Origin of the sequence: Sphingomonas gei, from assembly GCF_004792685.1 — a bacterium.
In the GTDB taxonomy this organism is placed as follows: Bacteria; Pseudomonadota; Alphaproteobacteria; order Sphingomonadales; family Sphingomonadaceae; genus Sphingomonas; species Sphingomonas gei.
On sequence record NZ_SRXT01000007.1, the window covers coordinates 226,436 to 246,037 of the forward strand.

Here is a 19,602-nt window from a genome sequence, read left to right on the forward strand (position 1 = left end):
GAAATCAGGCGGTCATGCGGCGCGCTCCGCCGCGCGGAACGTCACGCGGCTGTGCCACAACCAGCTGGTGGCAATGACGATCAAGGTGAAGCCGGTCTGCACCACGGAAGGATGCACCCCGACGATTTCGACGAGCAACGGCAGCACCGCCCAGTTCGCGGCATAGTTGACCAGATAGAATCCCGAAAAGGTGCCGAATTCGCGCACTACATTACCTCGGGTGCGGAAGACTCCGTATTTATAGGTCGTGAAGGCGAAGAGCAGGCAGGTGATTTGCGCGATGCCCAAAGCCACCAGATAATGCGTGCGCATCGGCGGCATCGCCCACAGCAGCAGCGGATAGAAAGTCAGCCCGACGAGCGTATTGACGCCCCCCGCGATGAGGAATCGCAACGGGCGCCCGCCAATGCCGGGCATCCCGCCGGTCAGGCGCCTCATTCCTCCTCCAGCAGCGCGATGCGCATATTCTCGCGAAGGACTTCGCGCGGCAGGAAGGGCGAGAGGTCTTCGAGCGGCGGCGAGGTTATCCGCCCGTCGGGATGCGCCTTGGCGCTGAGCTTGGGCGCGAAGCCGACATGTTCGTCGACCATGATCTCGCAGAGCACCGGGCCCTCCGTCGCCAGCGCGGAAGCGATCGCGCCGGGCAAGTCGTTATGCGATTCCGCGCGGAAATAAGCGAAGCCGAACGCCGCGGCGAGCTTGGCGAAATCGGGAAAGGTGACGTTGCTCTTGGGCCCGCCGCCGACCTCGACCCCGTTGAAGAAATTGCGCTGGGTCTGGAAGATCGAGACATAGCCGTTGTTGTTGATCAGGAACACCTTCACCGGCAGACCATTGCCGGCGATCGTCTGCATTTCCTGCAGGTTCATCATGATGCTGCCGTCGCCGGCGATCGCGATCACGCGCTGCTTGCCGCGGGTCGCGGCGCACACCCCGATCGCGGCGGGCAGGTCGTAGCCCATCGTCGCGCAGCCCGAATTGGTCCACAGCCGCTGGCCGCGCTTGATCTCGGCGACCTGGAAGCTGACCACGCACGCGCTGCCATTGCCGGTGACCACGACATCGTCTTCGCCGAGCTGGGCGAACAGCGCCTCCATTGCGACATAGGGGTGCACGGTCGGACCGTGATTGCGATATTCGGGAAGCACCGCCGGGAAGCTCCAGACGCGCTCGCGCGACCATTCCAGCCATTCGTCGTGCGCGGGGGTGGGCCCTTGATAGGGCGCCTCGAGCAGAGCGGGGATCAGGTCGGCGAGGTCGGCCAATACGGGCATGTCGGGTACCACCGTCGGCTTGCGCAGCTCGACGGGGTCGATATCGACCCAGATCTTGAACGCCGCGCGCGCGAAGGTCTTCCAATTATAGCTGACCTGCCGGATGTTCAGCCGGCTGCCGAGGACGAGCAGCAGATCGGCGCTCTGCGTGACCATGTTGCCGCCGCGATCGCCCACGCTGCCGGGTCGTCCGGCGTATAGCGGATGCGCGTTCCATAGCACGTCGTGCGCGTTCCACGCGGTCACCACCGGCACGCCGAGCTTGTCGATCAACTGCAGGAACTCGGTATGCGCCCCGCTCAGCCGCACCCCGCTGCCGGCGAACACCACCGGCCGCTCCGCGGCGCGGAGCTTGTCGAGGATGGCGGCTGCGGCGGCATCGAGATCGGTCGCCTTCCACGGCTCGTCGAGCTCGGCGGGATCGAACCCGGCGAGCTGTGCCGGATCGATCCTGGCGGCCTGCACGTCGAGCGGAATGTCGAGCCACACCGGCCCCGGCCGCCCCGACGTGGCGAGATACAGTGCCTTTTCGAGATGGTAGCGGATGCTCAGCGGGTCGGTGACCATCGTGACATATTTGGTCACCGGCCGGACCAGTTCCTCGATGTCGAGCTCCTGGTCGCCGAACTGGCGCAGCGGCAGCCCGGTGGCGCGGACGGTGGTTTCGGTCTTCACCTGGCCCGAGATCACCAGCATCCCGATCGAATCGACATAGGCGCCGTACACGCCGGTGATCGCATTGGTCCCGCCCGGGCCCGAGGTGACGTTGACCACCGCGAGCCGGTTGGTCAGCCGGTAATAGGCCTCCGCCGCCATCGACAGCGCCTGCTCGTGATGCGCGAAGGTCGTGGCGAGCTTCGGGTGGGTGCCCAGCGCATGGTTGAGGTGCATCGCGCCGCCGCCGGTGATCATGAAGACATGGTCGATGCCGTGCGCGGCGATCCGGTCGGCTACCCAGTCAGCGAGCTTTACGAGAGTCATGGTTTCCATCCGTTGGAGAGCGCGGTCCGGCGGATCGCTTCGTCGAGCCCCACCGTCGCAGTGACGCCGAGTTCGGCGCGGGCGCGCGCGGTCGAGGGTACGTAGCGGCCGGGATTCCAGCCGGGATCGGGCTTGCCGAGGATCTCGACGCCGGGTCCGCCGAGCAAGGCCGCGGTGCGCCGGGCAAGCTCGGCGATCGAGACCGCTTCTTCCGACCCCATGTTGACCACGCTGCCGGGCTTCCCCGCGATCAGCAGCGTCCACAGCCAGACGGTGAGATCGGCTGCGTAGAGATACGAGCGTACCGCTTCGCCCGATCCGACCACCCGGATCGTGCGGCCCTGCATCGCGTCGCGGATGAAATTGCCGGCGGCGAAATGCACGTCGAGCGAGAGCAGGGGCCCGAGCAACGCGAAGATCCGCGCGTTGACCACGTCGACGCCGAATTGCTTGGCATGGATCGCGCACAGCATCTCTGCAGCGCGCTTGCCTTCGCCATAAGCCGAAAGCGGGTCGCACGGGTCGGGGCCGCCGCGATACGCCTCGTCGACATGGCGCACTTCCTGCGGCTGCGCGCCATAGACCGCGCCCGAGCTGAGGAAGAGCAAGCGCGCTTTGTCGTCGCAGGCGACGGCCAATGCGCGGCGGGTTCCTTCGACGATCGTGTCGAACATGCGCCGCGGATCTGTGGCGTTGAGCGCGGCGCTCGCGTCGGTCGCGGCGTGAATGACGTGGGTATAGTCGTCGCCGGGGGCAACGAAGCTGGTGACGTCCCCCTCGATCACCCGGAAGCGGCGCGCGAGATGCGGCGCCCGCTTTGCGAACCCCTGGGGGTCGCGGCTGAGCACGGTCACCTCCGCGTCCACGCCGGAGCGCGCGAGCGCCTCGAGCATCCACCGGCCGATGAACCCGGTCCCGCCGGTCATGAAGATCCGCGCGCCGGCAAGCTGCGGCCACAGCGGCGCCAGCGCCTGGTCGATCGCCGCCAGATCCTGCTCGAAGATCATGCCGGTGCCAGCCCCAGCGTCGGGCGGTGCGTCCCATGCGCGCGGACCACCCGCACCAAGCTGTCGAGCGCCAATGCCCACAGGATCAGCGCGACCAGCCCCGGGCGCACGAAATGCCCGATCGCCAGCCCGAAGCTGGGACTGACCGGCTGCCCGCTCAGCCAGCTGTCGATCGAAAGCTCGAGCACGGTCGAAAGCGGCCAGTCGGCGACCAGGCACAGCAGATAGGCGCAGACGATCGCGACGATCGGGCCGACGCCCTTCCACGGCTCGAGCAACACGAGGAAGAGCAGGAAGGTCTGGGTATAGCCGCCCGGCGACTGCGTCACGAGATAGGCGGCGAGCAGGATCGTCGAAACCCGGTGGAGTGGCAGCGCCTTGGGCTGGAGCCACGCGCCCGCCAGCGCGAGCAGCGCGATCGCCTGGCTGGCGCGGATCACGATCGGCACGACGAACTCGATCGTCTCGACGGTGCGCGACGGCACGAACTGCAGCACCGGAATCTGCGAATTCCGGATCATCAGGAACGGCGCATAGCTGGTGGAATAATGGATCTCGTTCCACACCTGCCCGCTCTGGAACACGACCCAATTCGCGGTGTTGACGACCAGCTCGACGGGCGTGCCGGCGCCGACGATCGCCAGCGTGACGAGGTAGACGAGGATCGTCGCGATCGCACTCAGTTCGAGCGCGCGCCAGTCGCGCTTCACGGCCTGGGCAAGCACGGGCAGCAGCAGATAGGGCTTGAAGTTGATCGTCGCCGCAGCCGCCAGCCAGCGCCACGGCCCGCGCGTCGCCAGCGGCCCGTGCGCGATGACGAAGCAGGCGAACGCGACGAGAATCAGATTGCCGCGCTCGAGCGTGAACAGCAGCGGCAGCCCGAGCCCGAAGGCGACCGTCCGCATCGGCGCGGTGCGCGGATCGACGCGGCGGAAGCTCAGCCAGACGAGCGCCACGTCGAGCAGATAGAATGCGAGGATCACGCTCCGGCCAAGCCAGTCGCAGTCGCGGGCGTAGAAGGGCGACTGGAGATAGCATCCCGGCAGGCTGAACAGGTCGAGGAACACGAAGGACAAAGGCGGGTAGATGCTGCGCCATACGTCATAGGCGCCCGGGCGGTTCGCCCAGAACGCGGTGTTGAACCAGTCCATGAAGGTGTCGCTGGTGTCGAACACGAACGGCTGGGGCAGATAGCCCGTCTCGCGAAAGGACATCGCCGTGGCGACCACGCTCGCCACCACGGCGAGCGCGAGGATGAGTTCGGGCAGCAGGCGCAGGCGTGCCCTCACGGCCGCCTGATCAGGGTGCGCGCGGCAGGGCGGGCGCGGTCGGCAGGGAAATTGATTCGCTCTTCCTCGATCACCAGCGGCACGTTGCGGCTGCGCTCGGCGAGCATGCGCACCTGCTCGCCGATCAGGCCGAGGAACAGCAGCAGCACCGCGAACATGCCGAAAGCGAGCGCAAAGCCGATCAGCGCGAGGATCGGCCCGTCGAGCAGCCCGGCGACGATCACGCCGAGCGCGGTCAGCCCGGCGATCCCGGCGGCGACGCACGCCAACAGGATCGGCAGGCGGAGCAGCGACTTGGCCGATCCGGCAAGCGCCGAGAGCGCGAACGAGGCGAGCGCGCCGATCCCGTTCTTGCTCGTCCCCGCGGCGCGCTCGGGCCGGTCGACCGGCACCACCGCCAGCCGGAAGCCGCTCTCGACCAGCATCCCGCGAAAGAAGGGCTCGGGCTCGTTCCACGCCGCCAGCGTGTCGACCACCACGCGATCGAACAGCCCGAACCCGGTCGCGCCGGGGATCACCGGAATGTCGCCGAACCTGCGCAGGAGAGCATAGCCGAGCCTGCGCACCGCGCCGAGCAGCGGCGATGTCCGCTCCGACCGCCTTTGTGCGAGCACGACCTGCGCGCCGGCGCGCCACTGCGCCACGAACGCGCCGATCATCGCCGGCGGGTCCTGGAAGTCGGCGCACATGCCGATCACCGCGGCGCCCTCGGCCTGATAAATGCCATAGGTCGGCGAGCGCATCTGGCCGTAATTGCGGTTGTTGAAGATCGCGCGGATGCGCGGGTCCTCGGCGCACAGCGCGCGCATCAGCGCGCGGGTGCCGTCGGTGGAGCAATTGTCGATCAGCAGGATCTCGTGCGAGCGCGCATGCTGCGCTGCCTCGGCGGTCACCGCCGCGCAGATCGCCCGGACATTCTCTTCCTCGTTGAAGCAGGGAATGACGATCGACAGCTCGGGCGTCATTGCGGCGCCTTGCGCCCGAAACGCAGGTCGATGCCGGTGGCGGGCGCGTAGATTTCGGTGAACAAGGCCAGCGCGACCAGCAGCGCCAGCAGCGCCACTGCCGGGATATTGTACTTGCGCTCGGAATCGAGCCGCGGCGCTTCGATCAGCTGGACGTCCGACGCGGTTTCCGCCGCCAGCGTCTCCACCGCGACTTCCTCGGAGGAGCGCGCGTAGACCTCGTACAGTGCCTGGGCGAAGCGATAGTCGCGATAGAGATTGAGATACTCGCCCGAAACCTCGGACAGCCCGGCGACATTCGGCCCGGCAACGCCCGCGCTCGGGCTCGCGGTCCGCGCGATCTGGCCGCGCAGCGATGCCACTTCGGACTGGACCGCCTGAAGCTGCGGGTTCTCCTCGCCCTGGAAGCGCTGGAGCGTCTGCAGCTCGACCAGTTTCGCCTGGAGCTGCGCCTCGAGCCCGGCGCGCAGCGACAGTGCGGAGCCGAGCTGCGCCTCGGGTTCGGCCAGCCGGTTGCGCCGCCGGAAGGCGTTGAGCGCGGCCTCGCTCTTGACCACGCGGCCGGCCGCCTCCTTGAAGCGCTCCTGCACCACGTCGCGCTTGCGCTGGACGCGGTCACGGCCCAGCGCGATGATCCGCTCGCTGATCGCCAGCACATAGGCGCGGGTCAGCGCCTCCGCCCGAGCGGCATCATGCGTGCGCACTTCGACTTCGACGATCCCGCCGGTCAGCGAATGCACGTCGACTCTCTTCGCCAGCGCGATGCGGGCGCGGTCCTGGCTGGCATAGCCGTCGGGCCCGACCAGCTTGAGCTTGGCGATCACTGCGTCGGTCACTTCGGTGCCGCGGGCGATCGCCAGATACATGTCGATCGGCTGCTTGGCGCCGCCGAACAGGGCGGCGAAGCCCTGGAGCTGCCCGCCGAGCGCATTCATCATCGAGCCGAGCCCGATGCTGTTATTGTCCTGCGGCACGAGCTTGGCGCGCGCGACATAAGGCTGCGGGAACACGCACAGCAATGCGAGCAGCGCCGCGAGCACCGCGTAGCCGATCCGCCGCCGACGCGGGTCCGTGAACAGGCTCATTCGGTGAGGTTCTTGATCGAGGACGCGCCGACCAGTCCGCCGAACAACGTGCCGGTGATGTCGCGCAGCCGCGCCCAGAACTCGCCGCGATTGGCGTCGATCGGCACATAGACCAGGTCGCCCGGCAGCGCCGGCGCGCGCAGCACGCGCTTGCCGTCGGCCAGCACCGTGCCGTTGGCGCGCACGACGAAGACTTCGCTCTTGTCGCCGAGCTTCTGCACCCCACCCGCCAGCCGGATGAATTCGCCGACGGTCGCGCCCTCGCGATAGGCGAAGGACGCCGGCGTCGGCACCGCGCCGAACACGCCGACGGTCACCGGGCGCGGCGGCACATAGATGGTGTCGTTATTCTCGAGGATCAGCTCGCCGGGCAGCGCTGGGGCAGTCACCGGCAAGTCGAACACCAGCCGCCCGCTGGGTTTGCGCTCGCGCAGCTGATCCACGATCGAGCGAACCAGGGTCAGATTTGCCGGCTGGACGAGCTGGGCGCGATTGGCCGACGTCACCGGCTGCGAGGTTAACAACAATTCCACATCCTGCACCGCCCGGTCGAAGCTCTGCTGCTGCTGCGCCTTGACGCTGTCGCGGGTGATCACGCTGGCATAGGGAAAGGCCTGGCCGGTCAGCCCGCCGGCCTGCGCCACGACATCGGCAAGGCGCGTGCCCGGCTTGAAATAATAGCGGCCGGGCTTCGATACCTCGCCGCTGATCGTGACGAGCACCGCCTGCTGCTCGAGCGGCCGCGCGATGCCGACATTGGAGAGTACGCGGACGATGTCGCCGCGCCGCGCCTTGCGCATCGCCGCGTCGGCGGCGCTCAGTTCCTCCCAGCCGGTCTGCCCGCGGCCGAGCGAATCGAACACCATCAGGCGGGTTGCATCCGCCACGGTGTTGACCCCGCCGGCATAGAGGATCGCGTCGTTGACCGTCTCGCCGGGCGCGAGCTCGAAGATCGCCTCGCGATTGACGCTGCCGATCACCGCGACCTGCTCGCCGGCGGGTGCGATGTAGAGCACGTCGCCGTTCTGGAGCACCGAATCGCCGCTGCGGTCGCCCTTGAGCAGCAGATCGTAAAGGTCGAAGTCCGAGACCAGGCGCCCGCCGCGGCGCAGCTGGATCGAGCGGAAGCTGCCGCCCGCCGCCGGCCCGCCCGAGGCGAGCACCGCGTTGACCAGAGTCGACAGGCTGCCGACGGTGTAGGATCCCGGCGCTGCGGCGAATCCGGTGACGTAGACGGTCACGCCGTGCAGCCGGCCCACCGCGACTTCGAGCTGGAAACCGCGATATTGCCGCGACACGCGCCGCGCGATCACTTCGTGCAGGTCGCCATAACGCACGCCGGCGACGGTGATCGCGCCGATCCGCGGCACGAAGATCCGCCCCTCGCTGTCGATCGTCAGCCGCAGATTGGCCGCCTGCACCGGCCCGGTTAGGCCGAGGACGAGCTCGTCGCCGGGGTTGAGCCGGTAATCCGGCGGCACGGTCGCGGTAGGACCGGCGGTGAAGTCACGCGCGCCGGGCACCAGCAGGTCGGTGCCGAAGCGGCGCAGCATTGTCCCGGCCGCCGCGGAAACGAAGCTTTCGAATTCGCTCGGGCGGGCGGGCGGCACCGGTTTCGCCGGAGCGTCTTGCGGGCGTTCGCGCGGATCGGTGGCCGGCACGTCGATCACCGTCGGCTGGTACGGCGCGACTTCGGCCTGCGGAACCGCGACTTGCGCCGCGGCCGCGCGCCGCGCGAGCGGATCGGCTTGTTGTTGCCCGCCCGCGACCGGCGCGGCGAGCTGCGCCGCCGCCGGTACGGACGCGACGGCGAGGGCGCAGCCGGCGAGAAGCATGCATCGGGCAATCATGAGGCGGGGCATTCCAATTCGATGAGGCCCGCGTCGGGGCCGAGCAGGACAGTCGCGGCCTGTTCCCAAAGATCTTCGCTCGCGGCGGCGAGAACGCCGATTCCGGCGCCGCCGACGCGATAGGAGGACCGGTCCCAATGGGTGATACGGCCGCCCGCCTCGGAGAGAAACAGGGCGCCGGCAGCATGGTCCCAGGGCAGGATGCGCTGGAACAAGGCGATGTCGTCCTCGCCGAGCGCCAGCCGCGGGTAGCTCGCCGCGGCGCAGCGCGGGACGGGGACGATGTCGAGGTGCAGTTCCGCCTCGGCATGCACCCGTTCGCGCCGATCGCGTGCGAGGAAATGGGTGCCCAACGCCGCGCGCGGCCGCGCGGCACCGGTCGGTCGGGCGCGGACCGGCGCCCCGTCGACGGTCGCACCCTTGCCGCGCGCCGCCTGGCAAAGCCGCCCGCTCAGCGGATCGAGCATCCACCCTTCGATCGGCACGCCGTCCTCGACCAATGCGATCATCATCCCGAAGGGCTCGCGCCCGCTCGCGAAATTGGCGGTGCCGTCGAGCGGATCGATCAGCCAGACCAGCCCTTCCCCGGCGCCGTCGAGCAAAGCCGGGTCTTGTTCGGCGGCCTCCTCGCCGATGATGCGCGCGCCCAGCCCGATCGCCGCCAGCCCGTCATGCAGGCGAAGCTCGGCCTCGCGATCGACCACGGTGACGATCTCCCCCGCGGTCTTGGTCGTAACCTCGTGGCTGGCGAGCGCGCGGAAGCGCGGCAGCACCACCTGCGCGGCGACGGCACGCAGCAGCGCGGAGACTTGGTCAGCAAGCGGCATGCGCAGTCAGGCGGCCACGCTCGCCAGGCGGCCCGCAGGCGCGCTGCCGCTGCGCTCCTGGATCATCCGGATGCGTGCGAGGTCCTCGTCAGCGATCGCGCGATAATAATCGCGCTTGTTCTCCAGCCAGGCCAGCTCGAATGCCACGGCATTGGCGATCCCCGCCTCGAACAGCTTGGATTCGGCTGCCGACCCGTCGAAAATCACCTTGCGCGTCTCGAACCGGTCGAGCCGCACGCTGCGGATCTCGCGCAAGGCGGGGCCCGCCTCGACCGCGACCGAGCCGCCGACGACGAGAGTCAGGTCGTTGGTGGCGCAGGCCTGGGCGACACGGAGGACCGCGTCGGTGATCTGGCGGTCGTTGATGCTCTTGCGCGAAAGCCCGCGCGACAAGGTGAAGTCGACCCGGCCGAAGACGATCCCGTCCAGCTCGGCCTTGGCGATCGGCAGCATCGCGTCGAGGTTGCGCAGCGTCGCCTCGGTCTCGACGTTGAACAGGAACTGGGTGCCCTGGGGATTGGCGCCATAGGTTTTGGCTCGCGCCTCGGCGAACTTGGTCAGCGCATAGGGCGTCTCGATCATCGGCGCGATGACGTGATCGACTCCATACAGCTTCGAAGCGAGCAGGTCCGACATCGCCTCGCAGCCGCCGATCTTGAGCGCGACCTTGAGGTCGGCGCGGCGCGTGAGTTCGAGCAGGCGAAGGAATTCGTCGGGCCGCGTTCCCTCGGCCTCGAACTCGGCCTTGACCGCGACCACGCCGTAAAGGTCACGACCCTTTTTGAGCATGTCGAGCATGCGGCGTTCGGTGGAATTCATCCTCGCCTCCCTGGCTGAAAAAAGCATGTACTGGCGGGAAGTGAGACGGAGCCTGGCGCCGGTTCCCGCAACGAAGATTTTTTCGCGCCGCGGTTACGGGGCGGGTCGATCGACTCCGTCAGAACAATGATGCCCGGCATGTTCCCCCTCCATCTGGCGCTTGCGCTCTTGTCCTCCCCGGACCCAAGGCCAGTGGCGCCGGGCATCACCGAACTTCCCGGTGGCGACAGCGCCATTTTTCGAGTGCACGAGACGGATGTGCCGGCACCGCAACCGACGCCGCGATCCGATCCGGAGCCCGAGAACCTGCCCTCGGTCCGCGTCACCCTGCCTCGGCTGTCGTCGCATTTCGGACGGCGCGGCGATCCGTTCCGGCGGACGGCGGCGATGCACTACGGCGTCGACATACCGGGCCGCCTGGGTACGCCGGTGCTGGCATCCGCGCCCGGCATCGTGCGCTTCGCCGGCGCTGCGGGAAGCTATGGCGAAATGGTGGAGATCGCGCATGATGGCGCGCTCGCCACGCGCTACGCCCATCTGTCGCGGATCCTCGTCCGTCCCGGCGCGCATGTCGAGCAGGGCGAACCGGTAGCGCTGATGGGATCGACCGGGCGCTCGACCGGCAGCCATCTCCATTTCGAAGTGCGCGTCGCCGGCCGCGCGGTCGATCCATTGGCCTATCTCGGCGCCGTGCCCCCTACTAGAGTACAGGCTTGGATCGAACCCGAAGGACCCCATATCTCCGCCTTCGCCCGAGCGCGTGCCGACGAACCGCAGGGACGCGCTTTCTGAACCGTCATGGAATCTCGTTTGCAGCAGGTCGGCCTTCGTATCCCGAACATCGTAGCCCGGCGGCGCATGGCTTTCCGCGCGCGATGAGCCGCGACCAGGACATTAGCGGGCTCCAGCGCGTCATTCTCAACGAGCGCGGCCGGCTGCTTCGCTTTCTCGCGGCGCGCGGGCTGGGGGACGACGCCGAGGACACGCTGCACGATCTGTGGCAGCGCGTCGCCGCCGCGCCGACCCAGCCGATCGCGGACCCCTTGTCCTATCTGTTCCGCGCGGCCGAAAACCTGGTTCGTGATCGGCGCCGTTCCACGGTGAGCCGCGACCGGCGGCATCACGACTGGCACGAGACCAGCGTACCGTCCGAGGAACAGCCGACCGGCGAGCGCGCGTTGATCGCCCGCGAGCGACTGCGCGAGGTTCAGACGGCGCTGGCCGCATTGGGCCCGCGCGTCGAACTGGTGTTCCGCAAATGCCGGCTCGACGGCCTCGCCCAGAGCGCGATCGCGCGCGAGCTCGGCGTGAGCCTGAGCTCGGTCGAGAAGGATTTGCAGAAAGCCTATCGCGCGCTCGGCGAGCTCAGGGCAAAATTCGATGCGGAATGATCGCGCCGGCTCCGTCATAGGGGTATCATGGCGATGAGCGCATCAGATCTGGAGCTTCGGGAGGCGGCCCGCGCCTGGGCGATCCGCGTCCAGGAGCCGGCGTTCGACGGTTGGGACGGCTTCACCCTTTGGCTCGAAAGCAATCCGTCGCATCTTGAAGCCTATGAGCTGGCGCTCGACGATGCGGCGTGGGGGGGCGAAATGCTCGCCTCGGCCCCGGCGACGGTCCCCGAGAGTCAGCCACGACGCCAATGGTGGCTCGCCGGCAGCGCCGCCGCTGCGGCTGCGGTCGCCGTGGTCGGCGGCTGGGCGATGCTCGACCGCGATGCTCCGGCGCAGCGGATCGTCACCGCGCCGGGCGAGCATCGTATTCTCGATCTCGCCGACGGCTCGAAGCTGGCGCTTAACGGCGCGACTCGCGTGACGATCGATTCCGATACGCCGCGACAAGTGATCCTCGAGCAGGGTGAAGCCCGGTTCGAGGTGCGGCACGACGCGCGCGATCCCTTTGTCGTGCTGTCGGGCGGAACCCGGCTGGTCGATGCCGGGACCGTGTTCAACGTGGTGCGCGATGGTGACGCGCTCGAAGTCGCGGTCGCCGAGGGGTCGGTGATCTACCAGCCGGGCGCCGATGCGGTCACGCTCAAGCCCGGCGATACGTTGCAGCTGCCGGGCAAGGGCGCAAGGCCGGTGGTCGGCAAAGCGAGCCCGCAGGCGATCGGTAGCTGGGCATCGGGCGAACTGCAATATGACAAGCCCTCCGCCGAACAGGTGGCGCGCGACCTGACCCGCAGCATCGGGCGCCCGGTGCGCGCGGCGGAAGGCGCCCGGCGGCTGCGGTTCACCGGCACGCTCCTGCTCGGCGGCAAACCCGAAGAGGTGCTGGCGCGCGCAGGGCCGCTGCTCGGCGTCAGGTTCGTTCCGGATGGGGAAGGATGGACGATGTCCCCGGCCCATGGTCCGCCCCGCTAGCCCGCTCGCCTTATTGTCTTTGACCATAGCGTCTCCTGCGCTTGCGCAGGAGCGAGCGGCCGAGGTCGACATCGGCGCATCGCGCCTCGACGTCGCGATCAAGCAATTGAGCCGACAGACCGGCACCAGCATCGGCTTTCGCGAATCCCGCCTCGCGACGACGCAAGTCCGTGCCGTCCGTGGACGCTTCACTGCCTCGCAGGCGCTCGAGCGAATGCTGCTGGGCGCGGCGATCCGCGCCCGCCGCGTGGCGCCGGCGACCTATCTCGTCGAGCCCTTCGTCAAGCCGCCGGTAGCTGCGCGGCGGCCGCCTGCACGGCAACGCCCCCTTGCCGTGGAGCCACCACATGGCGAGATCCTGGTCACTGCGACCAAGCGCGACATCCCGCTCGGTTCCTATCCGGGCGGCGTTCAGATCGTCGACGGGTCGGAACTCAGCGCCGCCGAAAGCCTGCGCGGCACCGAAGCGATCGAAGCACGGATCGCCAGCGTCGCGTCGACACATCTCGGCCCCGGCCGCAACAAGCTGTTCATTCGCGGCATCGCCGATTCGAGCTTCGTCGGGCCCACTCAGTCCACCGTCGGCCAATATTGGGGCAACAGCCGCATCACCTATAGCGCGCCGGACCCCAATTTGCGGCTCTACGACGTCAAGAGCGTCGAAGTGCTCGAAGGGCCGCAGGGCACGCTCTACGGCGCGGGATCGCTGGGCGGCGTGGTTCGCGTCGTGCCGCGTTCGCCCGATCTCCAGGCCTTTGAAGGCTCGGCCTGGGGCGGGGTGCTCGCCGTCCAGCACGGCAAGCCCGGCATGGATGGCGGCGCGATCCTCAATCTGCCGCTGAAGCAGGACGTGATTGGGCTCCGCGCACTCGCCTTCGGGTCGGTCGAGGGCGGCTATATCGACGATGTCGCCCGCCACCTCGACGACATCAACCGCGTCCGCACCTTCGGCGGACGCGCGGCGCTCCGCGTCGATCCCGGCGACGACTGGACGGTCGATCTCAACGCCGTTGCCCAGCGCATCGACGGCGACGACAGCCAATATGCCGAGCGCAGCGTCGGCGGTCTCGATCGCGCGAGTTCGATCGCCCAGCCGTTCCGCAACGATTATTGGCTGGTCGATCTGGTCGCCCGCAAGCGCTGGGGATCGCTCGAGCTGACGTCGTCGCTCGGCTATGCCGGGCAATATGTATTCGAGCGGTTCGAAGGCCCGGAGCTCGCCGATCCCGCCAGTCCCGAGGTCCAGCCGACCAAGAGCGCCGCCCCGGCCGCCTATTCGCAGGCCAACCGCATTGCGATGACGACCGGCGAAGTGCGGCTCACGCGCCGCGGCCCGAACGGCACCGGCTGGCTGCTCGCCGCAAGCCTGTTGCACAATCGCGCGCGAACCAATCGCCGGATGGAAGTCGCGCCGTTCGGCACCCCGCTCACCGGCGTGTTGAACCAGGTCGAGGAAGCGACGCTCTACGGCGAAGGCACGATCGAGCCGCTGGATCGGTTCACGCTAACCTTCGGCGGCAGGCTCACCCACGCCAGCCTGTCGGGCAGTTCGGAGGATGTCGCCGAGATCGTGGCCTTTCGCATCGATCCCGGCGCGCGCGCCTCGCGGTCGGAGACGCGCTTCCTGCCCTCGCTCGCCGCGGCGTATCGCGCCGCGGACCGGCTGACCCTGTTCGCGCGCTATCAGCAGGGCTTCCGGCCCGGCGGCATCGCCGTGCGCCGCGAATATATCCAGCGCTTTGCCGGCGACCGCGTCACCACGCTCGAGGCCGGCGCGCGATACCGCAGCCCGTCGCTCGACTTTGCCGCGAGTGTCTCGGCGACCCAGTGGACCGATATCCAGGCGGATTTGATCGACGGCTTCGGCTTCCCGACCACCGCCAATGCCGGCGACGGCCGCGTCCTGTCGATCGGGATGGTCTCGCGCTGGCGGCCGATCGCCGGGCTGGAACTCGATGCGGCGCTCTATCTCAACGACAGCAAGGTCACCGAGCGCTTCACGGTGGCGCTGCCCGCCGACCTGCTGACCACGGCTATCGACCGCCTGCCCAACGTCGCAGACGCCAGCGGCCGGCTCGGTGCCGCCTACACCGCGCCGCTCGGTACCGATCTCGAGCTGACCGCCAGCGGCTTCGCGCGCTATGTCGGCAAGTCGACGCTGGGGATCGGGCCGATCCTCGGGCGGCTGCAGGGCGACTATCTCGACACCGGCTTCGAACTCCGCATCGGCCGGGAGCGGCGCGGGGTGAGCCTCGCGGTCACCAATCTGCTCGACGCGCGCGGCAATCGCTTCGCGCTCGGCTCCCCCTTCCTGATCCGCGACCGCGATCAGACCACGCCGCTCCGCCCGCGCGCGGTGCGGTTGGGCTTCGATCTGGGGTTCTGAGCCAAATTCGAACGCATATCGCGATTCTCGTCATCCGGGTTTTATTTGTAAGTCCCAGCCCAGGATCAGCGGCTGCCCGCCTCGACCCGCCCGGCCACCCTTCGAACGAAGCCCGGCTCGCCGGGAACGGTCAGCGTCAGATCGTACCACCCGTCGGTCTTCTCCACCGACCAGGCATGTCTGCGCCCGCCGCGCAGTTCGCGGTGATGTGTTTGATAGGCGTTGGGCGTCACTACGACCCCGTCGACCGCAGCGGTCTCCAGCGCCACGCTGCGGTTTCGCGGGTCGAACCGCCACTCCAGCGCTGCGGCCAGCGCCGCATCCGTCCGGGTTCCCGCGAAATGCCGATGGAAGCCGTTCGGCCCGAGCACCCACAGATCGTACGCCGCATCCTCGCCGACGCCCGGCCAGGTGCCGGTGAGCTGCTTCCCCGCCTCGACCGTATAGCGCCGCGGCAGCCGATCCAGCGCCAGTCGGTCATAGACGTGGAACACCGCGCCCGCGCCGCCCAATGCGTGGAAGGTCAAGGCGATGTCGTTGGACGAGCGCGCCTCGCTGACCGCGAGGTGATAGGGGAGGGGCCTCGCCGGCCGCGTGCCGGGCTCCTGTTGAGGAAGGTTCGACCCGGCGGGCGCCTGGGGCGCGACTTGCCCCTTGATCGCCGCCGCCCGGACGGCATCGCCGCGTGGATCGGGGATGCCGGCGGGCATGGCGGCGTTCGGCCGGGCGAAGTCGAACGCCGAAGTGAGGTCCCCGCACACCGCGCGCCGCCACGGTGAGATGTTCGGCTCGGCCACGCCGAAGCGCTGCTCGAGGAAGCGGATGACCGAGCTGTGATCGAACACCTGCGAATTGACCCAGCCGCCGCGGCTCCACGGCGAGATGACGTAGAGCGGCACCCGCGGCCCCAGCCCGTAAGGCCGCCCGCGAAACTCGGGCAGGTCCACCGCGGCATCGGCCGCGCTCGGCACGTCGTGATATTCGCCCAACGTGCTCACCGTCGAAGCGCCGGCATATCCGCCCGGAGCTCCCGGATCGCGCGAAGGCGGCGCCGGCGGCGGGACGTGATCGAAGAACCCGTCATTCTCGTCGAACATGACGAGCAAGGCGGTGCGGCCCCACACCTTGGGATCGGCGGTCAGCGCGTCGATTATGTCGGCGGTATACGCCGCGCCCTGCGCCGGGCTCGACGGCCCGGGATGCTCTGATCCCGCCGCGGTGGCGATGACGTACGAGACCTGCGGCAGCCGCCCGGCGAGCACATCGGCGCGCAATGCATCGACCGCGCGGGTCTCCAGCGCCCGCTCGCGCAGTGCCGGATCGGCGCCGGCTGCGCGCTTGTGCGCCGCCCGGAAGGTCTCGAAGCCGACCAAGGGATTGTCGGTGAAATTGTCGGCCATGTCCTGGTAGATGCGCCAGTCGACGCCCGCCGCCTGCAGCCGTTCGACATAGCTGGTCCAGCGATAGGGCTCGGCGGCGCCGCCATATTCCGCGAAATTGTCGTGCGAATTGGCGATCGCAGGGCCTCCGGCGCGGCCCGACGGGTCGTTGGTGCCGGTCCATAGGAACAGCCGGTTGGTGTTGGTCCCGGTCTGCACCGAGCAATGATAGGCGTCGCAGAGCGTGAAGGCATCGGCGAGCGCGAACTGGAAGGGGATGTCCTCGCGCCGGTAATAGCCCAGAGCGCGCTCGGTCTTGGCCTCGGGCCAATCCGCCATGCGGCCCTGGTCCCAGGCGCGCTGCGCGTCGGGCCAGCCATGCGGCGTGCCCTCCATCCGCATCAGCGCCCAGTCGCGTCGCGTCGCCAGATGGAAGGGGGAGAGGTGGCGGTCGCCCTGCTCCCACACCGTACGTCCCGGGTCGCCCGCCACTGGGATCGGAAACCGGTCGGCAAAGCCGCGCACCCCGCGCAGCGTGCCGAAATAATGGTCGAAGCTGCGATTCTCCTGCATCAGGATGACGACGTGCTCGACATCCTCGAGCGTGCCCGAGCGCACGTCCGCCGGGATCGCCAGCGCGCGCGCAATCGCCGGCGGGAATGCGGCGGAAGCCGCGGCGCCGAGCGCACCCTTGAGCAAAGTCCGTCGGCGGATGTCGGTCATCTCGGTCTCCGTGCTACCCTTGATGTTGTGCAGGCTGTTCGATCCAGGAGTATCGGCATTCAGATCCGCCGGTCCGAAAAGCAACGAATGGCGGCTCAACCCGGCGCGCCCGCGCCTACTCCGCGCCGTTCAGCAGTCCCCGCAGCGCCGCGTCGATATCGGCCTCGCGATACGGCTTCTCGATCAGCGGCACCGTCTCGAATCCTTCGGGCACCGCGCCATAGCCGCTGGCAAAGGCGATGGGCACGCCGCGCCGGAGCAATGCCTCGGCAATCGGCGTGCTGCGTTCGCCGGCAAGGTTGATGTCGAGGATAGCCGCGCCGATATCCTCGCGTTCGGCGAGCGCAAGCCCTTCCGCAAGCCGGCCGGCGGGGCCGACCGTCTCGCACCCCAGGCTCTCCAATATATCCTCGAGGCACATCGCCACGACCGGCTCGTCCTCGACGACGAGCACGCGAAGCCCTGCATATTCGCTCATTCGGCTCCTTCCGGCAGCGGCGCGTCGACCGTGCAGACCAGGCCTTGGGGGCGGAATTCGATCCGCACCGTGCCGCTCAGCTCTGCGGCGAGGCCGCGTTCGATCATGCGCGTGCCGAAGCCCCGCCGCGTCGGCGTTATCACTTCCGGTCCGCCGCGCTCCTCCCACACCAGCAACAGACGCGCGCGGCCCTCGGCCTCCGTCTTGGCCCAGTGGATGCGCACGCGCCCGTCGGGCTGCGACAGCGCGCCGTGCTTGACGGCATTGGTCGCGAGCTCGTGGATGGCGAGCGCGAGGCTGATCGCGGTCTTGGGCAACAACGGCAGATCGGGGCCGTCGAGTTCGAGCCGGCCGGCGTCGCGGCCGTGCGGGGCGACTGCGTCGCCGATGATCTGTGCCATCGACACGGCGCCCCAATGCTCACGGGTGAGCAGATTATGTGCCTCCGAAAGCGCCGCCAGCCGACCCTCGAACGCATTCCGGGCGATCGCGGGATCGGTCACGCCCTTGAAGCTCTGCTGGGCGATGCCCTGGACGATCGCCAATGTGTTCTTCACGCGATGGTTGAGCTCGTCGACGAGCAGCCGCAGATGCGCTTCGGCGCGGCGGGCCTCGGTGACGTCGCGCCCGATCGCGTGGAGCCCGGTGGGTTTGCCGTCCGCGTCGGTGGTCAGGCGCGAGTTGATCTCCCAGATCAGCGCTCGCCCGTCCCGCGCGCGTACGGTTACGGTCAGTCGCGTGCTCCCGCCCTCGCGCATCTTCTGGTTGAACGCGTCGAGCGCGAGCGCCAGCTGATCCGGGGCCATGAAGTCGGCTATCGACGCACCGACTATCTCGTCTTCGCTATAGCCCAGCGCGGCGAGCACCGCCGGGTTCACCGAGGTGATCTTCTGATCGAGCGTGGTGGTGATCAGGAAGTCGTTGGCCTGCTCGAAGATCGTGCGGAACCGCGCCTCGCTCGCGCGGAGCTCGTCTTCGGCGCGCTTGCGGTCGGTGACGTCGAACGACACGCCGACGAAGCGGCTGGGACGATCGTCGCTATAGTCGATCCGGCTGCCATGGCTCTGCAGCCAGCGCTCTTCATTGGTATCGGCGCGGCACACGCGATATTCGATCGTATAGGGTTCGCCGGTGTCGAAGCAGCGCTGTGCCGCCGCACGCACGCTCTCGCGGTCGTCGGGATGCACGCGTTCGAGCCATTCGTCGATCGACCCTCGGCCGTCGTCGCGTCGCGGCATCCCGAGCAGATCGAAGCGATTGGCCGACCATTCGCCTTGCATCGTCTCGAGATCGAGTTCCCAGCTCGCCATGCCGGCGCTTTCGGTGGCGAGGCGAAGGCTCTCCTCGCTCTTGCGCATCTGTGCTTCGGCCTCGCGACGCTGGGTGACGTCGAGCGTTACCGAGAGCACGCCGAACGGCTCGCCATCGGGGCGCCGGATCACCGAGACCGAATTGTTGACCCAGACGATGCCGCCGTCCTTGCGGATATAGCGTTTCTCGTGGGTGTAGGACGTGCCCTCGGCCACGGCGCGGTCGAACAGCGGCAGGTTGCGCGCGCGGTCGTCAGGGTGCGTGATGTCGAGCATCCGCATCCCCATCAGTTCGTCGCGGCTCCACCCGGCGATCTCGCAGAACCGCTCATTGACCAACACGAAACGCCCTTCGAGGTCGACCTGCGCGAAGCCAGCGGTCGACTGGCTGATGAATGCCGAGAGCTGCGCTTCGCTGTCGCGCAGCGAAAGCTCGGCCTCCTTGGCTTCGGTGATGTCGTGCGCGACGCCGATGAAGCCGATGTGCCGGCCCTGGGTGTCGCGGCGCGGCGAGGAAGTCGAGTGCAGCCAGCGCCACTCGCCCTTGGCGTTGCGATAGCGGCCTTCGAGATCGAAGGTGTCCATGCTCGCCTCGCCGGCGATCGACTGCGCGATCAGCCGCGCGGCGTCGTCGGGATGGATCACCCGGCGCCAGTCGAACACCAGCGCCTCGTCATAAGGGACATCGAGAAATGCCAGATAGGCGCGGTTGATGAAGCTGCGGGTGCGATCGAGCCGCGTCACCCACACCACCACCGGCGCGCTGTCGGCGATCATGCGGAACTCGTCCTCGCCAACCGGCAGCGGTTCGTGCCCGGGCTCGGCCTCGCTCATCCTTTGGTACGCACCCCCAACTCCGTGTCCCG

16 protein-coding genes are annotated in these 19,602 nt (G+C 68.5%); 4 read left to right on the forward strand and 12 right to left on the reverse strand.

What is annotated here, in order from left to right:
• Positions 1-12 precede the first annotated feature (12 nt).
• The 9 genes from E5A73_RS18130 to E5A73_RS18170 are packed head-to-tail and all read right to left on the reverse strand — an operon-like array spanning position 13 to position 10,097.
• Positions 13-438 (reverse strand): GtrA family protein, encoded by a 426-nt coding sequence (locus E5A73_RS18130; RefSeq protein ID WP_240700250.1) that lies wholly within the window; start codon positions 436-438, stop codon positions 13-15.
• Positions 435-2,255 carry a thiamine pyrophosphate-binding protein gene (locus E5A73_RS18135; protein ID WP_135965250.1) on the reverse strand — a complete coding sequence of 607 codons (1,821 nt, stop codon included), beginning with the start codon at positions 2,253-2,255 and terminating at the stop codon, positions 435-437. The genes E5A73_RS18130 and E5A73_RS18135 overlap by 4 nt, the downstream gene beginning before the upstream one ends.
• Positions 2,252-3,262 carry an NAD-dependent epimerase/dehydratase family protein gene (locus tag E5A73_RS18140; RefSeq protein WP_135965251.1) on the reverse strand — a complete coding sequence of 337 codons (1,011 nt, stop codon included), beginning with the start codon at positions 3,260-3,262 and terminating at the stop codon, positions 2,252-2,254. Before E5A73_RS18140 ends, E5A73_RS18135 begins: the two co-directional genes overlap by 4 nt.
• Positions 3,259-4,551, reverse strand: coding sequence for a hypothetical protein (locus E5A73_RS18145; RefSeq protein WP_135965252.1), 1,293 nt, complete (start codon positions 4,549-4,551; stop codon positions 3,259-3,261). The genes E5A73_RS18140 and E5A73_RS18145 overlap by 4 nt, the downstream gene beginning before the upstream one ends.
• Positions 4,548-5,516, reverse strand: a complete 969-nt coding sequence (locus E5A73_RS18150) for a glycosyltransferase family 2 protein (RefSeq protein WP_135965253.1) — start codon at positions 5,514-5,516, stop codon at positions 4,548-4,550. The genes E5A73_RS18145 and E5A73_RS18150 overlap by 4 nt, the downstream gene beginning before the upstream one ends.
• Positions 5,513-6,601 carry a capsule biosynthesis protein gene (locus E5A73_RS18155; protein WP_135965254.1) on the reverse strand — a complete coding sequence of 363 codons (1,089 nt, stop codon included), beginning with the start codon at positions 6,599-6,601 and terminating at the stop codon, positions 5,513-5,515. The genes E5A73_RS18150 and E5A73_RS18155 overlap by 4 nt, the downstream gene beginning before the upstream one ends.
• A complete protein-coding gene (locus tag E5A73_RS18160; protein ID WP_240700251.1) occupies positions 6,598-8,436 on the reverse strand; it encodes an SLBB domain-containing protein in 1,839 nt (612 codons plus the stop codon). Before E5A73_RS18160 ends, E5A73_RS18155 begins: the two co-directional genes overlap by 4 nt.
• A gap of 11 nt (positions 8,437-8,447) precedes the next feature.
• The gene (locus E5A73_RS18165; RefSeq protein ID WP_135965256.1) at positions 8,448-9,278 is read right to left on the reverse strand and encodes an inositol monophosphatase family protein; all 831 of its coding nucleotides are present in this window, start codon (positions 9,276-9,278) and stop codon (positions 8,448-8,450) included.
• A 6-nt stretch (positions 9,279-9,284) separates the two neighbouring features.
• Positions 9,285-10,097: an aldolase/citrate lyase family protein gene (locus E5A73_RS18170; protein ID WP_240700252.1), complete on the reverse strand. Its 813-nt coding sequence runs from the start codon at positions 10,095-10,097 to the stop codon at positions 9,285-9,287.
• Positions 10,098-10,289: 192 nt separating this feature from the next.
• On the opposite strand from E5A73_RS18170, the gene E5A73_RS18175 reads away from it, so the two are divergent.
• The 4 genes from E5A73_RS18175 (at position 10,290) to E5A73_RS18190 (ending at position 14,846) form a co-directional block, all read left to right on the forward strand.
• Entirely contained in the window at positions 10,290-10,889 is a 600-nt protein-coding gene (locus E5A73_RS18175) for a M23 family metallopeptidase (protein ID WP_240700253.1), read from the forward strand.
• A gap of 83 nt (positions 10,890-10,972) precedes the next feature.
• Positions 10,973-11,488 carry an RNA polymerase sigma factor gene (locus tag E5A73_RS18180; RefSeq protein WP_135965258.1) on the forward strand — a complete coding sequence of 172 codons (516 nt, stop codon included), beginning with the start codon at positions 10,973-10,975 and terminating at the stop codon, positions 11,486-11,488.
• A 33-nt stretch (positions 11,489-11,521) separates the two neighbouring features.
• A complete protein-coding gene (locus E5A73_RS18185; protein WP_168355979.1) occupies positions 11,522-12,460 on the forward strand; it encodes a FecR family protein in 939 nt (312 codons plus the stop codon).
• Between the two features lie 19 nt (positions 12,461-12,479).
• Positions 12,480-14,846, forward strand: coding sequence for a TonB-dependent receptor (locus E5A73_RS18190; protein WP_240700254.1), 2,367 nt, complete (start codon positions 12,480-12,482; stop codon positions 14,844-14,846).
• Between the two features lie 65 nt (positions 14,847-14,911).
• On the opposite strand, the gene E5A73_RS18195 is transcribed toward E5A73_RS18190, so the two are convergent.
• From E5A73_RS18195 to E5A73_RS18205, 3 genes are all read right to left on the reverse strand, one after another.
• Entirely contained in the window at positions 14,912-16,948 is a 2,037-nt protein-coding gene (locus tag E5A73_RS18195; protein WP_135965261.1) for a phosphocholine-specific phospholipase C, read from the reverse strand.
• Between the two features lie 115 nt (positions 16,949-17,063).
• Positions 17,064-17,426 carry a response regulator gene (locus E5A73_RS18200; protein ID WP_135965262.1) on the reverse strand — a complete coding sequence of 121 codons (363 nt, stop codon included), beginning with the start codon at positions 17,424-17,426 and terminating at the stop codon, positions 17,064-17,066.
• On the reverse strand, positions 17,423-19,570 hold the full coding sequence (locus E5A73_RS18205; protein WP_135965263.1) for a PAS domain-containing sensor histidine kinase: 2,148 nt from the start codon (positions 19,568-19,570) through the stop codon (positions 17,423-17,425). The genes E5A73_RS18200 and E5A73_RS18205 overlap by 4 nt, the downstream gene beginning before the upstream one ends.
• Positions 19,571-19,602: the final 32 nt, after the last annotated feature.

Bases quoted from the DNA above. Each gene is read 5' to 3' on its own strand.
- E5A73_RS18130 (WP_240700250.1), bottom strand. From the start codon at position 438: ATGAGGCGCCTGACCGGCGGGATGCCCGGCATTGGCGGGCGCCCGTTG.
- E5A73_RS18135 (WP_135965250.1), bottom strand. From the start codon at position 2,255: ATGACTCTCGTAAAGCTCGCTGACTGGGTAGCCGACCGGATCGCCGCG.
- E5A73_RS18140 (WP_135965251.1), bottom strand. From the start codon at position 3,262: ATGATCTTCGAGCAGGATCTGGCGGCGATCGACCAGGCGCTGGCGCCG.
- E5A73_RS18150 (WP_135965253.1), bottom strand. From the start codon at position 5,516: ATGACGCCCGAGCTGTCGATCGTCATTCCCTGCTTCAACGAGGAAGAG.
- E5A73_RS18155 (WP_135965254.1), bottom strand. From the start codon at position 6,601: ATGAGCCTGTTCACGGACCCGCGTCGGCGGCGGATCGGCTACGCGGTG.
- E5A73_RS18160 (WP_240700251.1), bottom strand. From the start codon at position 8,436: ATGCTTCTCGCCGGCTGCGCCCTCGCCGTCGCGTCCGTACCGGCGGCG.
- E5A73_RS18165 (WP_135965256.1), bottom strand. From the start codon at position 9,278: ATGCCGCTTGCTGACCAAGTCTCCGCGCTGCTGCGTGCCGTCGCCGCG.
- E5A73_RS18170 (WP_240700252.1), bottom strand. From the start codon at position 10,097: ATGAATTCCACCGAACGCCGCATGCTCGACATGCTCAAAAAGGGTCGT.
- E5A73_RS18180 (WP_135965258.1), top strand. From the start codon at position 10,973: ATGAGCCGCGACCAGGACATTAGCGGGCTCCAGCGCGTCATTCTCAAC.
- E5A73_RS18185 (WP_168355979.1), top strand. From the start codon at position 11,522: ATGAGCGCATCAGATCTGGAGCTTCGGGAGGCGGCCCGCGCCTGGGCG.
- E5A73_RS18195 (WP_135965261.1), bottom strand. From the start codon at position 16,948: ATGACCGACATCCGCCGACGGACTTTGCTCAAGGGTGCGCTCGGCGCC.
- E5A73_RS18200 (WP_135965262.1), bottom strand. From the start codon at position 17,426: ATGAGCGAATATGCAGGGCTTCGCGTGCTCGTCGTCGAGGACGAGCCG.
- E5A73_RS18205 (WP_135965263.1), bottom strand. From the start codon at position 19,570: ATGAGCGAGGCCGAGCCCGGGCACGAACCGCTGCCGGTTGGCGAGGAC.